This is a genomic window from Bradyrhizobium sp., from assembly GCF_016213215.1.
GTDB lineage: Bacteria > Pseudomonadota > Alphaproteobacteria > Rhizobiales > Xanthobacteraceae > Bradyrhizobium.
Window position 1 is genome coordinate 1 of sequence record NZ_JACRAW010000063.1, and the last position, 16,312, is coordinate 16,312.

The following is a 16,312-nucleotide window of genomic DNA, read 5'->3' on the forward strand; positions in this document are numbered from 1 at the left end:
CGCGCCACCGAGCTGCCAAGATGGCTTCACCGCTACAACTGGCATCGCCCTCATGGCAGTATCGGATCAAAGCCACCGATCAGCAGACTCGGTCTGGCCGGGAACAACCTCCTGAGGCTCCACAACTAGCTCGTGATTCCGGGTTTCGAGGGGCCGCATCGAACCGGAATGCCGGGGCTGGGAATTGCCCTAACCTGCAAAAAATCCGCTCATTTCCTTGTCATTTCCGGACTTTGCGGTTAGAACGCCGCGACGTCTGCGGCCCCCGCACCCCTGGAGGCTTGCTGCGGATGAGCCATGGGCCGCCTCGCGGCCCATAAACTTTTTCGAAAACAAGGACTTACGCAATGGCGACCGTCATGGAATTGAAGGCGACTGCGCGTCCGAAGAGCGGCAAGGGGGCCGCCCGGGCAGAGCGTCGCGCCGGCCGAGTACCGGCCGTGATCTACGGAGACAACCAGCCCCCGATGACCATTTCGGTCAATGATCGCGAACTGCGTCAGCGCATCCTCGCCGGCCGCTTTCTCACGACGCTGCTCGACGTCGAACTCGACGGCAAGAAGCACCGCGTGATTCCGCGCGACTTCCACCTCGATCCGGTGCGCGATTTCCCGGTCCATGTCGACTTCATGCGGCTCGGTAAAGGCGCCACCATCCGCGTCAGCGTGCCACTGCATGTCGTCAAGGCGGAAGTTTCGCCGGGCGTGAAGCGCGGCGGGACGGTCAACATCGTCACCCACACCATCGACCTGGAATGCTCGGTCGACAACATTCCGCAGTTCCTCGAGGCGGACGTTGGCGTGCTGGAAATCAGCCACTCGCTGCATTTGTCCGACATCAACCTGCCGAAGGGCGTGAAGCCGCTCGTGCGCGAGGACGTGACGCTGGTCACCATCGTGCCGCCGTCCGGCTACGCCGAAGAGCAGAAAGCGGCGGCGGCCGCTGCTGCCGGCGCGGCTGCCCCGGGCGCTGCGCCCGCGGCTGCGGCTCCCGCGGCAGGTGGCGTGGCTGCCCCTGCGGCCGGTGCCGCGGCTCCGGCCGCCGGCGCCAAGGCTCCTGCCGGCGAGAAGAAGAAGTAAGGCTCGTGCCCCGAAGGTTGCCGCTTCTTGCGGCAACCTCAAGCCGCGGGATGCCGCCTCATGCGACTCTTTGTTGGCCTCGGCAATCCCGGCGCGAAATACACCCGCAACCGGCACAACATCGGCTTCATGGCCGTCGACGAAATCGCGCGACGTCATGGTTTCTCACCGTGGCGCCGCCGCTTTCAGGGCGAGACGTCGGAAGGGGTGCTTGACGGCGAACGCGTGATTCTGCTCAAGCCCACGACCTACATGAACGAGTCCGGCCGGGCAGTGCAGGAAGCCGTGAACTTCTTCAAGCTTTCGTCCGGCGACGTCACGGTGTTTCACGACGAGCTCGAGCTGCCGCCGGCCAAGCTCCGGGTGAAGGTTGGTGGCGGCATCGCCGGCCACAACGGGCTGCGCTCGATCTCCGCTCACATCGGCAACGAGTATCGCCGGGTGCGGCTCGGGATCGGTCATCCCGGGGTGAAGGAGCTGGTACACAGTTACGTTTTGTCCGACTTCGTCAAGGAGGATGCGGCCTGGGTGACCGCGCTCTGCGAAGCGATGGCCGACAACGCCGGGCTCCTTGCGAGCGGGAAGGATTCGACCTTCCAGAACAAGGTGCACCTGGTGTTGCAGGGCAAGGGATTTTTAAACAAGGGCGAGGCCGGAGAGCCGCAGAACTAGCGCACTCCGCGACTTCCCCGTCATGCCCGGGGCTTGTCCCGGGCGTCCGCGTGCGGCCGGGAAAGCAGGGCGTGGATGGCCGGGTCAAGCCCGGCCATGAGGTAGACGGAAACAGGAAGGCACGATGGGATTCAAATGCGGTATCGTCGGATTGCCCAATGTCGGCAAGTCGACGCTGTTCAACGCGCTGACCGAGACGGCGGCGGCGCAGGCGGCGAACTATCCATTCTGCACCATCGAGCCGAATGTCGGCGAGGTCGCGGTGCCCGATCCGCGGCTGGAGACGCTCGCCGCAATCGCCAAGTCGGGACAGATCATCCCGACGCGTTTGACTTTCGTCGACATCGCCGGTCTCGTGCGCGGCGCTTCCAAGGGCGAAGGCCTCGGCAACCAGTTCCTCGCCAACATCCGCGAGGTCGATGCCATCGCGCATGTGGTGCGTTGCTTCGAGGATTCCGACATCACCCATGTCGAGGGCAAGATTGCCCCGATCGCCGACATCGAGACCATCGAGACCGAGCTGATGCTCGCCGATCTCGACAGCCTGGAGAAGCGCGTCGATAACCTCGCCAAGAAGGCCAAGGGCAACGACAAGGACGCCAAGGAGCAGCTGGACCTCGTCAATCGCACGCTGGCGCTGCTGCGCGAAGGCCGGCCTGCGCGCCTGGTCGAACGCAAGGCCGAGGAGGAGCGAGCCTTCTCCATGCTCGGGCTGCTGAGTTCGAAACCGGTGCTTTATGTCTGCAATGTCGAGGAGGGCTCGGCCGCGACCGGCAACAGCTTCTCCAGGCAGGTCGAGCAGCGCGCCGCTGAGGAAGGGGCGGTGGCCGTGGTGATCTCGGCCAAGATCGAATCTGAGATTGCGACCCTGTCGCGCGAGGAGCGCGCGGACTTTCTGCAAACGCTGGGCCTGGAAGAGGCCGGGCTGGACCGGCTGATTCGCGCCGGCTACAAGCTGCTCGACCTCATCACCTACTTCACGATTGGACCCAAGGAAGCGCGCGCCTGGACCATTACCCGCGGCACCAAGGCGCCGCAGGCGGCGGGCGTCATCCATACCGATTTCGAGAAGGGTTTTATTCGCGCCGAGACCATCGCCTTTGATGACTATGTCACTTATGGCGGCGAGGCGGGCGCGCGCGACAACGGCAAGCTGCGGCTGGAAGGCAAGGACTACGTCGTCGCCGACGGCGACGTGATGCATTTCAGGTTTAATACCTGAGCGCAGACGCCCTCGCTGTCGTTGCGAGGAGCTAAGATCCGTAGGGTGGGTTAGCCGAAGGCGTAACCCACCTGCCGCGGCGAGAAAAGTGGTGGGTTACGCTTCGCTAACCCACCCTACGTTCGTCCTTACCGCGTCCCGCTTTGGTCGCGGATGGCGCCGAGGTGCTCGTTGATGCGGAAGACGATCAGGATGAACTCAGCCGCGATGCGCGCAAAGATGATGCCGACGACGACGCCCGCGATCGAGGACAACAGCACGATGAACCCGCCGAACGGGCTCACCGCCATCGCTGCCAGGCCGGAGAAGATGCCGGAAATCCCGAACAGGCAGATCAGCGCGATCGCCAGCCCATAGCAGGTCTTGATGATCGTCGGCGTGATGAAGCGGTCCCATTGAAAGAGATCGCGGAAATCGAACATCGTGCTCCCCCGGCAATTCCGAACGTCGGTCGCGACAATATGGCGCGGCGCAGATTGCGGTCCGCTGCTCGTCAATGTAGCACGAGCCATGCGGGCGCGCGGGTTGAGATTGCCTCAAAGTGCGGCCACAATCTGACCTTCCCACCAGCTATCCTCAAGATGACCCTGACCTTTGAAGATTTTCCACCGGGCCGTTTAGGCACCTACGGTCCGTGCCACGTCACGCGTGACGAGATCCTGGCCTTTGCCGCCGAATTCGATCCCCAGCCGATGCACCTCGACGAGGAGGCTGCCAGGCAGACCATGCTCAAGGGCCTGTCCGGTTCGGGCTGGCATCTCTGCTCGCTGACCATGCGAATGATGTTCGACGGCTTTATCGGCCGCACCGCTTCCCTGGGCTCGCCGGGCGTCAACGAACTGCGCTGGCTGTCACCGCTGCGGCCGGGGGACGACGTGACGATCGATGTTGACGTCACCGAGGCGCGGGTGTCCAGGAGCCGGCCCGAGACCGGGATAGTCACCTTCAAGGTGGTGGCGCGCAACGCGGCGGGGCAGGTGCTGTGCGAGATGGTTTCGCCCATCATCGTCAAGCGCCGGGAAACGGGACGGGACTGATGCGTTTCTTCGAGGATATTGAGGTCGGCCAGCGGCGCGAGATCGGTTCGTTTACTTTTACCGCCGACGCGATCAAGAAATTTGCCGCGCAATTCGATCCGCAGCGCTTTCACCTCGACGAGGAGGAAGGCCGCAAGTCGCTGTTCGGCGGGCTGGCTGCTTCCGGCTGGCATATCGCTTCGGTGTGCATGAAGCTCCTGGTCACCGACCGCGACTGCCTTGCCGACGAAGCGGAAGCGCGCGGCGAAGAGGTCGCGGTCTGGGGGCCCTCGCCGGGCTTTCGCGACCTGCGCTGGATCAAACCGGTGCTGGCCGGCGACACCATTGCCTATGCCAACGAGGTCGTATCGAAGCGGACGTCGGATTCGCGGCCGGGCTGGGGCATCCTGCAGGCCCGCAACGTCGGCACCAACCAGCGCGGGGAGGTAGTGTTTTCCTTCCTGGCTACCGCCTTCGTGCCGCTGCAACAGGGCAGCTGAGGGCAGCGGTAGCGGCGAAAGCGAAGAAGCGATCGAGTGTTGCCTGCGTGCAATGGACTGCGGTTTCTTCACCTGCAATAAGGCGGACGCTTATCGAATTAATTCGGTATCCCGCCTTCGGCGGGAGTTCGCCGAAATCCTTCATTTGCTAACCAAATATGAACCTGTCGCCGTCTATTTTAACGAAGGCAGAGGACGAGGGGCGAGAATCATGGCAGATCGCAGCAGCCTTAAACTGGTAGGCGTTATCTTCGCCTCCGTGACGCTGGCGGTCATGCTGGTCACCGGCATGGTGGTGAAGGGCTATGCCGACGGGGCCTTGTCGCTCGAGACCGCGTCCGCCGTCGTCCGGTAGAATTATCTATCAGCCGTCATCTCAGTCCTGGCATCGCGCCAAGGGCAGCCGCGCGGTCAGCGGCTCCACAGCAGCATCAGAACGACGACGGCGACGAGCAGCAACCCGGCGAAACGAATCATCATCGTGCCCATTCGCGGCGGCGCGGTGCGCAGCGGAATTGGATCCGTATTTTCCGGCCGAATGCTCTGCCTCATGAACTGTCCCCGAAACGTGACGCGTACAAGGGCGCTTAGCGCACCCGCTCTTGGTCGTAACGGGAACAGGTTAAGTTCAAATCGATTCGCAGTTTCGCGGACAGCAGTGGCCGCCCCGAAGCAGAACCGCCGCTCTCCCGACCGGAGGCGGCGGTTCATCAACGGACGGAACGAAGCGCGTCAGCTGTTGCGCAGGCCGTCGGCGGCACGTTTCCATTGCGCGACATTGTCGGCGATCATGCGCGTCGACTTCATCGCGGCCTGGCTGAGCTGGGCGTAGCCGGAGATCTCACGCTGGACGCGCTGGCCTTCTGCATGAAGCAGGTCGCGCAGGGTTTCCAGTTCCGAGATCAGGTTCTCGATCTCCGCAAGCGAGGTCCCGGCAACGCGCTGGATCAGCGAATTGACGTTGGTGACGGTCGCTTCGGCGTTCGGATCGAGCGCGGGCTCGCTGCCGTTCGCCGACATCGGCCGCCGCAGATAGGAGACGTCGTTGCGGACGAATTCGCGGATACCCGCCTCGACTTCCGAGACCGCGGCGTGGTTGGGTTCCGCCTCGATTGCGGCTGATTCAATCTTTTCCGAACGAAGAACGTTCATCGGCTGCTGCTCCTTGTTTCGCGTGAGCGGTGTCCCCGCACGACGAAGCTGTTGTAGGCGAGAGGTATCAGGAGGTCGGATTTTGACTGCATCTGGGCCGAGATGCGGCAATCATCGACCATTCTACGGTAATGCCGTGGCGAGATGATTCGATGTTTAGGGGATCTTGATCCTCATGGTGAGGAGGCGCGTCAGCGCCGTCTCGAACCATGGGACCCGGCTGCTGCGGGGCCGCGCCCTTCGAGACGCTTGCTCGCGCAAGCTCCTCAGGGCGAGGGATAGAGCTGAAGCGGAAGGGACAGCTCACCAGCTGCGCTTGAATCCGGCCGTGACGCTCTTGTTGGTCGAGCCCTGCGCGGTTTCACCCACCGAGCCGGCAATGGTGACGCCGTCGAGCAGCTTCTGCTCGGCGCCGAACTTGCGCAGCCATTTGTCGTCGGTGCTCGACAGGCTCTGGCCGGCGATGAAGCTCGTGCCCGTGCTGGTGATGCTGACCTTTGCCGATTGATCGGTGTCGTAGCTTCGCACCGTATGTCCCGGCAGCCCCGGCAAGGGCACTCCGCCCTGCTGGGTGAGGTTGTAGCCGTTCTGCAGCGTGAGCGAGTATTGCTCGGAGAGCGGCACCGACTTGGTGAGCGCGGTGCCGAGCCTGCTCTGGTCCTGTGCCGGGTCGACGCGGGCTTCGAGCGCGGTCTTGTCCCAGATCGAGGCGGCGCCCGGCGCCGTCATGGTCGCCCATGCGGTGCCCGAAGATTGCGGCACGTTGCCGCCGTTGGTGACTTTTTGCGCCAGATATTCCGACATCGTGGTTGGCTCGCGCGCGACCGTCAGGTCGGCTCCGATCCGCGTGTCCCAGAACGGCGACACCGACTGCTTGACGGTGACGGCCGACGCACCGTCCGGCCTGGTGCTGGACGACCAGTCAGTCTCGCTGCCGGCGGCGGCGCGCTGGGCTCGTTTCGCTTTTGGACTCAAGCCGTCGGCGAATGTCGAACTGTCGATGTTGACCTGGCTCCAGTCGAGCTTGTCCACATCGACGTCCTTCAGCACATCGGCGTCATTGGACTCGGTGGCGGGAGATTCGGTGTCGGCTTCTTGCGGCTCGCCGGCAGGCACGTTCTGCGCGGCCGCCGTTACCACTGACGCCAGCACGAGCGCCGCCGCGACAGTCGACAGCCGTGCCCAGCGATATCCGTTGCTGAATTTCATTTGCCTGCCCGAAGCCCAGATGGGGAACAATGCGATAGACATCGGCGCAAAATTGTGGCGGGCAGATTCACGTGTCCGTCAGCACAGGTTGCGCAAGGCTGAGTGCCGGCTTGACATGACTGTGGCCCCGGGACGCCGGTTCAGCTCTGCCGGCGTCGCATCGGATCCCGCTCGATGGCGATCTCCGCGTCGTGGATCGCGATCACCGCGAACAGCAGCGCGCCACCGACGCCGCCGATGGCGGCGCCGAGCGGCATGAAGGTGAAGAATACCAGCATGCCGCTATGGCTTTCGAAACTCGAGGTTGTGAACATTTCGACCCAGGCAAGACCGGCGCCCACGCCAAGGGCTGCTCCGCCCAGCGCGCCGAGAAACAGTCCCAACAAGGCGACCAAGGCAATCTTCATGGGTTCCTACCGCGACGGGCGCGTACGATGCCGATATCAGTCTTCGCCACGGGCGCTCAGGTTCATCGCCACGGCCGATTCCGGCAGGCCTTGTTGCGGTTCGCCGCTGCAGCATGATCCGGAAAAGTGGGGACCGGTTTTCCGAAAGCTCATGCTCAATCAAAGTCCTAAAGCGCGATGGCAATTCAATCTAATCCCATCGCGCTTTAGACTCAGTCTGGCCGTCTTCCCATGATCAGCGGACCGATGTCGCGCTCGATGACCTGCTGGACCAGGTCGTAGGAATCGATGACCTCCCGGATCTGCGCGATCCGGCCGTCGCGAAAAGCAAGGAAGACGGCCATATCGAATTGCACGATCCGGCTATTGCTGCGCTTGCGGAAGAACGCGCGAAGATAGGCCGCCACTTGGGCGTCGTCGGCCACGATCAGCGGAATCTCGTAGCGCAGCTCTGAATAGCGCGACATCACGGTCTGCCACAGGTCTTTCAGTTCGGCCTTGCCATGGCGAGGACCCATATGGGGCAGGACGTCGATTGGGGCATGGGAGAGAAAATCGACGTCTTCGGTGCAGCATTCGAGCGCGCCCCCGATATCGCGGGCGGACAGCGCGTTGAGGAGGTTCAAGGCGCGTCGACGGTTCAAATGCTCGACCATGTCTGCCACTCCCACATGAGTTGGTTGGCCGGCCCACCGACACGGTATCGTGCAACCGCGATTCCCTTCAATCGGGAAAAGGTATGACAACCACAGATTGTTTTTATTTTGCGAAATAAAATCATGTGCAGCTGCGCGATCGGTGAGAGCCAACGCACTCTGATCTCATGTGATTCGCCCGGGACGCCGTTGCGTTCGATCAAAAATCAGCGCTGCTTGCTCCGGCGCCACAGCGGGGCGTGATCCATCTCACATCATAGGCATCCTCATGCGGCTAGCTTCGCACGTGTCGTCACCGGAGCCGCGCCATGAACGCCACCATTGCTCGAAGATCCCGCGTGCAGAACCAGCTCGAGGGATTTGCGCTGACCACGATCTTCCAGAGTTTACCAACCTTCGCTGCCGCCGTCCTGCTGCTCAAGCTCGCCGGCAGCCACGATCTGGTCGGCGATCCCGGTGTCGCCATCTTCGTCAGCTTTGCCTCGCTGTGTCACGCGCTGCTCGCGGGCTTGCTAGGGCCGAAGTTTCCAAACCTCTTCAAGACCGTTTACGAGCCGCTGTTCTTCGACTTGCGCCTGTCACTCTCTGACAAGATCACGCAATGGCGCACGCAACCCATCGCCTCGCTGCAACTGGTTGCGATCGTGCTGATGCTGTCTGTGCTGGCGGTGGGAGTGGCGAGCGTGGGGTGAGATCGCGGCGATCTTCCACCGCCGTCATTCCGGGGCGCAGCGAAGGGGCGAGCCCGGAATCAAATAACCACGACAGGGAGTATGGATTCCGGACAGCCGCTGCGCGGCTTCCGGAATGACGAATGCTGTGATAGCTACGCCGCGCGGCAACGGGCCGCTTTTGAACCAATGGAGGGCGTCATGCGCAAACATCGCGATCTCGAAAACCTCCCCGGCTTTCACCGTCACGCGTAAGTTTCTTGGAGCCCGAGTTTCGTGACACCAGCGTAGCGGCACTCGACTGAGCTGCCAGCTTTTCTACCTCTTCTTCCACCCGCCTCTTCGACCCGGCGTGCCGCCGGTCGAGCGCGGGGCGGGGCCGAACTCGGGGCCGGATTGGCGCGAGTCGGTCGGCTGGAAGATCTTGCTCGCCTCGCCGAATGGCGACTTGCGGGGGGGTGCGCGATCGGGGCGGTAGGGCAGGGATTCCGGACCGTGCATCTCGTCGAGATGAGGCTTGTGGACCTTTGACCCGGAGCTGCCGCTGGCCTTCATGGCCGAAGAGACGCCGCGCTTCTTCATGGCGCTCACCGGCAAATTCGCCGCCTCGCCATATTTCTTGGTGCCGGCATAGGCGCCAGCTTTGGTCTGCACCGAACGCTGCTTGGCCGTGGGATCGTCGACCACCGCGAGCTCGGTGGCGCGCAGGCGCTTGACCTCGTCGCGCAGGCGCGCGGCTTCCTCGAAATTGAGATCGGCGGCGGCCTCGCGCATCCGCGTCTCGAGGTCGGCCAGCACAGCTTCGAAATTGTGCCCGATCGAGATGACGTCCTCCGACCAGCCGGCGCCCGCAGCGTCGCCGACCTCGACCAGTACGTGGTCGCGCTCGTAGACGGAGTTGAGGATGTCGCCGATCGATTTCTTGACGCTCTCCGGCGTGATGCCGTTGGCCTTGTTGTACTCCACCTGCTTTTCGCGGCGGCGATTGGTCTCGGCGATCGCGCGCTCCATCGAGCCGGTAATCGTGTCGGCATAGAGCACCACCTTGCCGTCGACGTTGCGCGCGGCGCGGCCGATGGTCTGGATCAGCGAGGTCTCGCTGCGCAGGAAACCTTCCTTGTCGGCATCCAGGATCGCGACCAGCGCGCATTCGGGAATGTCGAGGCCCTCGCGCAACAGGTTGATGCCGACCAGCGCGTCGAACGCACCCAGGCGAAGGTCGCGGATGATCTCGATGCGCTCGATGGTGTCGATGTCCGAATGCATGTAGCGCACGCGGATGCCCTGCTCGTGCAAATATTCGGTGAGATCCTCCGCCATGCGCTTCGTCAGCACCGTGACCAGCGAACGATAGCCGGCGGCGGCGGTGGCGCGTACTTCGCCGACGAGGTCGTCGACCTGGGTGCGGGCGGGCCGGATGTCCACGGGCGGATCAATCAAGCCGGTCGGGCGGATCACCTGCTCGACGAACACGCCGCCACTTTCGTTCAATTCCCAGCCGCTGGGAGTGGCCGACACCGCGACCGTCTGCGGCCGCATCATGTCCCATTCCTCGAAGCGCAGGGGTCGGTTGTCCATGCAGGAGGGCAGGCGGAAGCCGTATTCGGCGAGCGTTGCCTTGCGGCGGAAGTCGCCGCGGAACATGGCGCCGATCTGCGGGATGGTGACGTGGCTTTCGTCAGCGAACACCAAGGCGTCGTCGGGCACGTATTCGAACAGCGTCGGCGGCGGCTCGCCGGGACGGCGGCCGGTGAGATAGCGCGAGTAGTTCTCGATGCCGGCGCAGCTTCCCGTCGCTTCCATCATCTCGAGGTCGAAGGTGGTGCGCTGCTCCAGCCGCTGTGCCTCGAGAAGGCGTCCCTGGTTGTAGAGCTGGTCGAGCCGCTGCTTCAGTTCGACCTTGATCGCCTTGATCGCCTGCACCAGCGTCGGCCGCGGCGTCACGTAGTGCGAATTGGCGTAGACCTTGATGAACTCCAGATCGTCCTGCTTGTGGCCGGTGAGCGGATCGAACTCCTCGATATTCTCGACGACGTCGCCGAACAGGTTCACGCGCCAGGCGCGGTCCTCGTAGTGCGCGGGGAAGATATCGATGACGTCGCCGCGGACGCGGAAGGTGCCGCGGGCGAAGTCGCCCGAGGTGCGCTTGTACTGGAGGGCGACGAGGTCGGCGATGAGCTGCCGCTGGTCGATGCGCTCGCCCTTCTTCAGGGCGAAGGTCATCGCGGTGTAGGTCTCGACCGAGCCGATACCGTAGATGCACGACACCGAGGCGACGATGATGACGTCGTCGCGTTCGAGCAGGGCGCGCGTCGCCGCATGGCGCATGCGGTCGATCTGCTCGTTGATCGAGGAGTCCTTCTCGATATAGGTGTCGGTGCGCGGCACGTAGGCTTCGGGCTGGTAGTAGTCGTAGTAGGAGACGAAGTACTCCACCGCGTTGTCGGGGAAGAAGCTCCGGAACTCGCCGTAGAGCTGCGCCGCCAGCGTCTTGTTCGGCGCCAGGATAAGGGCGGGGCGCTGCGTCGCCTCGATCACCTTGGCCATGGTGTAGGTCTTGCCCGATCCGGTGACGCCGAGCAGCACCTGCGTGCGGTCGTTGCGGTTGATGCCTTCGACCAGTTCGGCGATCGCCTGGGGCTGGTCGCCCTTGGGCTGATACTCGGACTTGATCTGAAATTGCACGCCGCCTTCGGACTTCTCCGGACGCGGCGGCCGGTGCGGCGTCCACACCTTGATGGTGCCGTCGTCCTTGCGGAATTCCGGACGACCTTCTCGGATCAGGCGCTCCAGCGCTTCGGCCGTCGCGGCGACACCGAGCGCCTCGGTCCTGCTGCGCGGCGGTCGCGCCAGCGCCTCCTCGTCATCCTCCGCGGTCGGCAGGCCGAGTTGCCGCGCCAACTCCGGATCGAGGAACGGTACGGTGGCGGCGGTGCCATAATTGGCCTGTGGCGCCTCGTCCAAACCACCTGCCGCTCGCGCCTCTGTGCTCCCTTCCCCGTTGTAAGGGAGGGGCGGGGAGCGAGGTGAGCCGCGGGACACCGTGTCCGATGTGTGCCCCGCCAGTGGCTGTGAGTCTTGCAGGAAATCCTTCGGCGTCGAGGCGCGTGCCCGATGCACCGCGGCCTCGCCGCCGCGGCGATCCCGCGAATTGTCCGGCGGCGGCTGCAATCCGGTGGATGAGCCGATGCCGCTTTCGCCGCGGTTGATGGCGGGATTGAGCAATTCGGCCAGCGCCGGGCCGATCGGCTGCACGTCGGGGCGATGCGCCTTCGACTTGGGAGACTTGCCTGGCTTTTTCGGAGTGTCGGGTTTCTTCGCCATCCCGGCAATATGGGACGAGTCCGACACACATGAAAGAGCGCAGGAAAAGCCGCCGGCCGCGCGATGCCGGCTCAGCTGGCATCAGCTGGCAGCAGGCGGCTGGCTATCGCCGCCTGAAGTCATCGATCCGCTGCCTGGCATCCGCAATTGCGGCCTCAGGGCTGGGCCAGGCCGAGCCGGTTTCGAGGGCGGGAAACAATACGCCGTCGAGAGCGACGAGGCTGAAGCCGGCGCGCCGGATGCGCGCGCCGAACGCGCCTTCGGCTTCGAAAGAATCGATGGCAAAGCAGTCGTAGTGGTCGGTCATTGAAAGTCCCCGGTTGTCGAGCTGCGAGGAGACCACATTTTCGGCGGATCGAATGTGAAGCGGTTCACAGGCTGCGCATTTTTGCGCAGCATGACGCCGCGGAAGAGCGCGTCGGTTTAAACGCGTGCCGTTGACCTACCGCCTCGCCTGGCCGGCGCGGCGGGACCGGCCGCCGCCGCGCGCATGATCCAGCGCCGGAACGCGGCGAAGTCGCGCTGCTCGGTCTGGAAGCTGCGATAGACGAGATACCAGCGCATGCCCTTGGGAACGCTGAGGGCAAACGGCGCCACGAGGCGACCGGCGGCAAGATCGTCGTCGATATAGGGGCGAATGCCCATGGCAACGCCTAGCCCGTCGACAGCGGCCTGCAGCGCCTGACCGTAGAACTGGAACTCGGGGCCGCGCGCCGTGACCCGGGCGAGGCCGGCGGCTTTCAGCCAGATCGGCCAGTCATCGGGGGAATGGGCGACCCGGAGCAGGCTCGGTCCCTTCAGGTCGGCTGGCCGCTTCAGCCCCGCGGCCAGTCGCGGCACGCACACCGGCAGCAGGTCGCCGGCGAACAGCGGCTCCGCCACCAGCCCCGGCCACTCCCCGGTGCCGAGCTTGATGCCGCAGCTCCAGTCCTCGCCGAACGGCACCGCCGCGCCTCCCGTGGTGAAGCGCACGTCGATGTCGGGCTCCTCGGCGCGAAATTCCGACAGTCGCGGAATCAGCCAGCGCATCGCGAAGGTCGGGCCGACGCCGATCGTGAGCACCCGCATGCTGGACGGCGCCGTCACTTGGGCGGTGAGGCTCGCCAGCGCGTCGAAGATCGGCGTCAGCCCGCTCTGATAGGCGCGCCCGGGTGCCGTCAGCGCCAGCCGGTTGGCCTTGCGCTCGAACAGCGCAATGCCGAGGCGCTCTTCCAGGATGTGCACCATGCGGCTCACGGCCGCCGCCGACACGTTGAGCTCGAGGCCGGCCGCGGCAAAGCTGCCGGTGCGCGCCGCGGCTTCGAATGCCTTGATCCCGTTGAGAAAGAGCAGCCGCCGCAAGGTCCTACCCTCAGGAAAACTGATGCAGGCCAAGATAACTCAGTTTGCGCCGCGGCCACAAGCAAGGCACGAATAGGTGAGGGAGGACCGCATGACGCCGCTGATGATCGCCGCGCTCGGAATGTTGATGGTCGCGACCGCGTTCCTGTCCGGCCTGTTCGGCATGGCGGGTGGGCTGATCCTGATCGGCGTGCTTCTGGCCTTGATGCCGCTGCCGACCGCGATGGTGCTGCACGCCATCACGCAGATGGCCTCCAACGGCTGGCGCGCCCTGCTGTGGCGCGCCCACATCCGTTGGCGGCCGGTTGCGGTCTACCTGATCGGCTGCGCGCTGGCGCTCGCGGTGTGGTCGCTCGCGCGCTACGTGCCGGACAAGCCGGTCGCCCTGCTTCTGCTCGGCGTCACGCCTTTCATGGCACGGCTCACGCCAAAAGGCCTCAAACCCAACCCCGACAGCATCTGGCAGGGCACCTTCTACGGCTCCGTGTGCATGGGGTTGATGCTGATGACCGGCGTGTCCGGCCCGTTGATGGACACCTTCTTCCTCGGCGCCAGGTTCGACCGCCGCGAGATCGTGGCGACCAAGGCCGCCTGCCAGGTCGCAAGCCATTTCACCAAGCTGATCTATTTCGGCGGCATCATCGAGCAGGCCGCAACCCTCGATCCGGTAGTGGCCGCGGTCGCTGTTGCCGCTTCCATGCTCGGCACGACGCTGGCGCGGCGCATCCTGGAAGGGATGAGCGACCATCAATATCGCGTCTGGGCGGGCCGGCTGATCACAACCATCGCGAGCTACTACATCCTCCATGGCAGCTGGCTGCTGGTCCGCGCCCCGGTGATGGCCGCGTTTGACCATGGGGGCATGCAATGACGGCTGCAGCAGATCCCCTGGTGCTCGATTTCGTCGAATGGATCGCGCGCGAGCCGCGCGCCTATATTGGTAGGCGATCGCGACCTGAAAGACCTCGTGCCCGAGGCTGACGATCTGGGAGGACGCGGCCGAGCGCGGCTATGTCACCCGCGAAACGATCCCCCGAATCGGCCTGCGGTAACCGAAGACGGCGAAAAACTGCCCCGAGCACGGCCGGGTGTATTGATGCCCGTCCGGTTTGAACCTGCATGCTCCGGGCAGCCACCAAGGCCCGGAGGACTACATGACATCACCGAGCTTCCTTGCATTTCGGCGCCTTGGCCTTGCCTTTGGCGCCGCCCTTGTCGTCGCGTTGTGTCTGAACGGCGCCCGCGGCCTTGCCGCTGATGCACCCGAGCGACCGTTCAATCCGCCGGTCGGCAGCCGATGGATCATCGAAAGCGAAGCTGACAGCCGTGAAACCCGGCCCGACGGCAACCGCAACACCGTCGTAACATCACGCGCCGAGGTGACCGTTGACGAGAAGACGTCGGATGGGTTCCGCATCTCCTACGTCCGTCGCAAGACCACGGTCGAAGGCAATGCGCCGGCGGTGGCGTTGATGCGTACCGCGATCCAGGCGCTGGAGAACGTGCCGATCCGGGCCACCACCGATCGTTCCGGCAAGCCGATCCGCATCGACAACCTGGATGAAGCCAAGACGGCGCTGCGCAGCATGGCCGAAAAGATAACCGCGCCGGTCAAGGACAAGCCCCAGGTCTTCGCGATGCTCAGCCAGGTATTTGCCGGAATGATCGACGTCGATGCCGAAAAGGCCGCGACCACCTTTGTCGACGAAATGCCGGTGCTCGCCAAGGCCCAGGCGACGGGAATGAAGCCCGGCGAGGCCAGGCGCTCGGCGAACGTCGTCGAGAATCCGCTCGGTGGAGGCCCGCTGAAATCGAACATGACGCTGGAGCTGACGCAAGCCGATGCGGCTTCCGGGAAGCGGGTCTATGTCCACACCACGTCCTATGACGTCGATTCGCTCAAGGAGTTCACCCAGTCGATGAGCAAGAAGTTGCTTGCGACGGCCGGCGGTGGCGCGACTCCGGCGCAGGTCGAAGAGATCGTCAAGGCGATGACGCTCTCGCTGGATCAGCGCGCGGTGTTCGAGGTCGAGGACGGCATCACGCGCAAGATCAGCGAGAAATCCGTCACCACGGTGAGGGCGCTCGGCCAGAATCTGCAGAAGACAGAGAACAAGACCATCACGGTGACGCGCGCGCCGTAAGCGCGACAGCATTGCAGGCGCCGCATACTGGGCCTTCGACCGCCGATCACTTTCGCGCGCTCGAATTCCTCCGCCATTGACTCGCACGGGGCGCTCGGGTGAAACTTCATGCAGTCGCATCTTTTTGCGATTGCTGCCAGCAAAGCCCTCCGAGGAACGCCCCATGATCGACCTGCACTATTGGACGACGCCGAACGGCCACAAGCTCACGATGTTCCTCGAGGAAGCCGGGCTCAAATACAAGATCATCCCGGTCAACATCGGCAAGGGCGACCAGTTCAAGCCGGAATTCCTGGCTGTTGCGCCGAACAACCGCATTCCCGCCATCGTCGATCACGAACCGAAGGGCGGCGGCCTGCCGCTATCGATCTTTGAATCCGGCGCCATCCTGCTTTATCTCGCCGAGAAGACCGGCAAGTTTCTCCCTGCCGACATCTATGGCCGCTACGACGTGATCCAGTGGACGTTCTGGCAGATGGCGGGCTTAGGTCCCATGGCCGGCCAGAACCATCACTTCCGCAACTATGCGCCCGAGAAGATTCCCTACGCCATCGACCGCTATGTCAATGAGACCAACCGGCTCTACGGCGTGCTCAACAAGCGCCTTTCCGATCGCGAGTTCATCGGCGGCGAATATTCGATCGCGGACATGGCCTGCTATCCCTGGGTCGTGCCGTACCAGAACCAGGGCCAGAACATCGACGACTTCCCGCACCTGAAGCGCTGGCTGGAGACAATCCGCGCACGGCCCGCCACGATGCGCGCCTATGCGCTGGCCAAGGAGGTCAATCCGAACTTCGGCCAGCCCGCGATCCGCACCGAGGAAGAGCGCAAGCTGCTGTTCGGACAAACCGCCGCGGTGGTGAGGTAAACTTCGCGGTCATCATCCGTCAAAGCGGATGATCCAGTGAACACTGGG

General features: G+C 64.0%; 20 protein-coding genes and 2 pseudogenes. 12 read left to right on the forward strand and 10 right to left on the reverse strand.

From position 1 onward, the window contains the following. The 4 genes and pseudogenes from HY852_RS11100 to ychF all read left to right on the forward strand — a co-directional run. Positions 1-129 (forward strand): annotated as a pseudogene (locus tag HY852_RS11100) (IS481 family transposase); the annotation flags it as partial. Between the two features lie 218 nt (positions 130-347). After that, positions 348-1,079, forward strand: coding sequence for a 50S ribosomal protein L25/general stress protein Ctc (locus HY852_RS11105; RefSeq protein WP_291604702.1), 732 nt, complete (start codon positions 348-350; stop codon positions 1,077-1,079). 60 nt (positions 1,080-1,139) lie between these two features. After that, positions 1,140-1,751 carry an aminoacyl-tRNA hydrolase gene (gene pth / locus HY852_RS11110; protein ID WP_291604703.1) on the forward strand — a complete coding sequence of 204 codons (612 nt, stop codon included), beginning with the start codon at positions 1,140-1,142 and terminating at the stop codon, positions 1,749-1,751. A gap of 124 nt (positions 1,752-1,875) precedes the next feature. After that, on the forward strand, positions 1,876-2,973 hold the full coding sequence (gene ychF, locus HY852_RS11115; protein ID WP_291604704.1) for a redox-regulated ATPase YchF: 1,098 nt from the start codon (positions 1,876-1,878) through the stop codon (positions 2,971-2,973). 128 nt (positions 2,974-3,101) lie between these two features. Here the strand turns inward: ychF and HY852_RS11120 are convergent, their stop codons facing one another. Further along, positions 3,102-3,395, reverse strand: a complete 294-nt coding sequence (locus HY852_RS11120; RefSeq protein ID WP_291604705.1) for a DUF4282 domain-containing protein — start codon at positions 3,393-3,395, stop codon at positions 3,102-3,104. Positions 3,396-3,554: 159 nt separating this feature from the next. On the opposite strand from HY852_RS11120, the gene HY852_RS11125 reads away from it, so the two are divergent. The 3 genes from HY852_RS11125 to HY852_RS11135 all read left to right on the forward strand — a co-directional run bounded on the left by HY852_RS11125 (position 3,555) and on the right by HY852_RS11135 (position 4,844). After that, the gene (locus HY852_RS11125) at positions 3,555-4,010 is read left to right on the forward strand and encodes a MaoC family dehydratase (protein ID WP_291604707.1); all 456 of its coding nucleotides are present in this window, start codon (positions 3,555-3,557) and stop codon (positions 4,008-4,010) included. Then, the gene (locus tag HY852_RS11130) at positions 4,010-4,489 is read left to right on the forward strand and encodes a MaoC family dehydratase (RefSeq protein ID WP_291604708.1); all 480 of its coding nucleotides are present in this window, start codon (positions 4,010-4,012) and stop codon (positions 4,487-4,489) included. Before HY852_RS11125 ends, HY852_RS11130 begins: the two co-directional genes overlap by 1 nt. Positions 4,490-4,700: 211 nt before the next feature. Continuing rightward, positions 4,701-4,844, forward strand: a complete 144-nt coding sequence (locus tag HY852_RS11135; RefSeq protein WP_291604709.1) for a hypothetical protein — start codon at positions 4,701-4,703, stop codon at positions 4,842-4,844. 56 nt (positions 4,845-4,900) lie between these two features. Here HY852_RS11135 and HY852_RS11140 read toward each other — a convergent pair whose 3' ends face one another. From HY852_RS11140 to HY852_RS11160, 5 genes are all read right to left on the reverse strand, one after another. Beyond that, positions 4,901-5,041, reverse strand: coding sequence for a hypothetical protein (locus HY852_RS11140; RefSeq protein WP_291604710.1), 141 nt, complete (start codon positions 5,039-5,041; stop codon positions 4,901-4,903). Between the two features lie 180 nt (positions 5,042-5,221). Continuing rightward, positions 5,222-5,641, reverse strand: a complete 420-nt coding sequence (locus HY852_RS11145; protein ID WP_291604712.1) for a hypothetical protein — start codon at positions 5,639-5,641, stop codon at positions 5,222-5,224. Positions 5,642-5,944: 303 nt separating this feature from the next. After that, positions 5,945-6,850 carry a hypothetical protein gene (locus HY852_RS11150; protein WP_291604713.1) on the reverse strand — a complete coding sequence of 302 codons (906 nt, stop codon included), beginning with the start codon at positions 6,848-6,850 and terminating at the stop codon, positions 5,945-5,947. 140 nt (positions 6,851-6,990) lie between these two features. Continuing rightward, entirely contained in the window at positions 6,991-7,257 is a 267-nt protein-coding gene (locus HY852_RS11155) for a hypothetical protein (RefSeq protein WP_291604714.1), read from the reverse strand. Between the two features lie 212 nt (positions 7,258-7,469). Then, positions 7,470-8,066 carry a nuclear transport factor 2 family protein gene (locus tag HY852_RS11160; protein WP_367116359.1) on the reverse strand — a complete coding sequence of 199 codons (597 nt, stop codon included), beginning with the start codon at positions 8,064-8,066 and terminating at the stop codon, positions 7,470-7,472. A 155-nt stretch (positions 8,067-8,221) separates the two neighbouring features. Here HY852_RS11160 and HY852_RS11165 point away from each other — a divergent pair, with 155 nt between their 5' ends. Continuing rightward, on the forward strand, positions 8,222-8,605 hold the full coding sequence (locus HY852_RS11165) for a hypothetical protein (protein WP_291604715.1): 384 nt from the start codon (positions 8,222-8,224) through the stop codon (positions 8,603-8,605). A gap of 24 nt (positions 8,606-8,629) precedes the next feature. Here the strand turns inward: HY852_RS11165 and HY852_RS11170 are convergent, their stop codons facing one another. The 4 genes from HY852_RS11170 to HY852_RS11185 all read right to left on the reverse strand — a co-directional run bounded on the left by HY852_RS11170 (position 8,630) and on the right by HY852_RS11185 (position 13,249). Continuing rightward, the gene (locus tag HY852_RS11170) at positions 8,630-8,833 is read right to left on the reverse strand and encodes a hypothetical protein (RefSeq protein ID WP_291604716.1); all 204 of its coding nucleotides are present in this window, start codon (positions 8,831-8,833) and stop codon (positions 8,630-8,632) included. A gap of 69 nt (positions 8,834-8,902) precedes the next feature. Continuing rightward, a complete protein-coding gene (uvrB, locus tag HY852_RS11175; protein ID WP_291604718.1) occupies positions 8,903-11,908 on the reverse strand; it encodes an excinuclease ABC subunit UvrB in 3,006 nt (1,001 codons plus the stop codon). 103 nt (positions 11,909-12,011) lie between these two features. Further along, positions 12,012-12,215 (reverse strand): hypothetical protein, encoded by a 204-nt coding sequence (locus HY852_RS11180; RefSeq protein WP_291604719.1) that lies wholly within the window; start codon positions 12,213-12,215, stop codon positions 12,012-12,014. Between the two features lie 116 nt (positions 12,216-12,331). Further along, entirely contained in the window at positions 12,332-13,249 is a 918-nt protein-coding gene (locus HY852_RS11185) for a LysR substrate-binding domain-containing protein (protein WP_291604720.1), read from the reverse strand. A gap of 91 nt (positions 13,250-13,340) precedes the next feature. On the opposite strand from HY852_RS11185, the gene HY852_RS11190 reads away from it, so the two are divergent. The 4 genes and pseudogenes from HY852_RS11190 (at position 13,341) to HY852_RS11205 (ending at position 16,264) form a co-directional block, all read left to right on the forward strand. Beyond that, the gene (locus HY852_RS11190; protein WP_291604721.1) at positions 13,341-14,120 is read left to right on the forward strand and encodes a sulfite exporter TauE/SafE family protein; all 780 of its coding nucleotides are present in this window, start codon (positions 13,341-13,343) and stop codon (positions 14,118-14,120) included. Beyond that, positions 14,117-14,301, forward strand: a pseudogene (locus HY852_RS11195) (hypothetical protein). Before HY852_RS11190 ends, HY852_RS11195 begins: the two are co-directional and overlap by 4 nt. Before the next feature lie 102 nt (positions 14,302-14,403). Further along, on the forward strand, positions 14,404-15,393 hold the full coding sequence (locus HY852_RS11200; protein WP_291604722.1) for a hypothetical protein: 990 nt from the start codon (positions 14,404-14,406) through the stop codon (positions 15,391-15,393). Positions 15,394-15,556: 163 nt separating this feature from the next. Next, positions 15,557-16,264 (forward strand): glutathione binding-like protein, encoded by a 708-nt coding sequence (locus HY852_RS11205; protein WP_291604723.1) that lies wholly within the window; start codon positions 15,557-15,559, stop codon positions 16,262-16,264. Positions 16,265-16,312 lie beyond the last annotated feature (48 nt).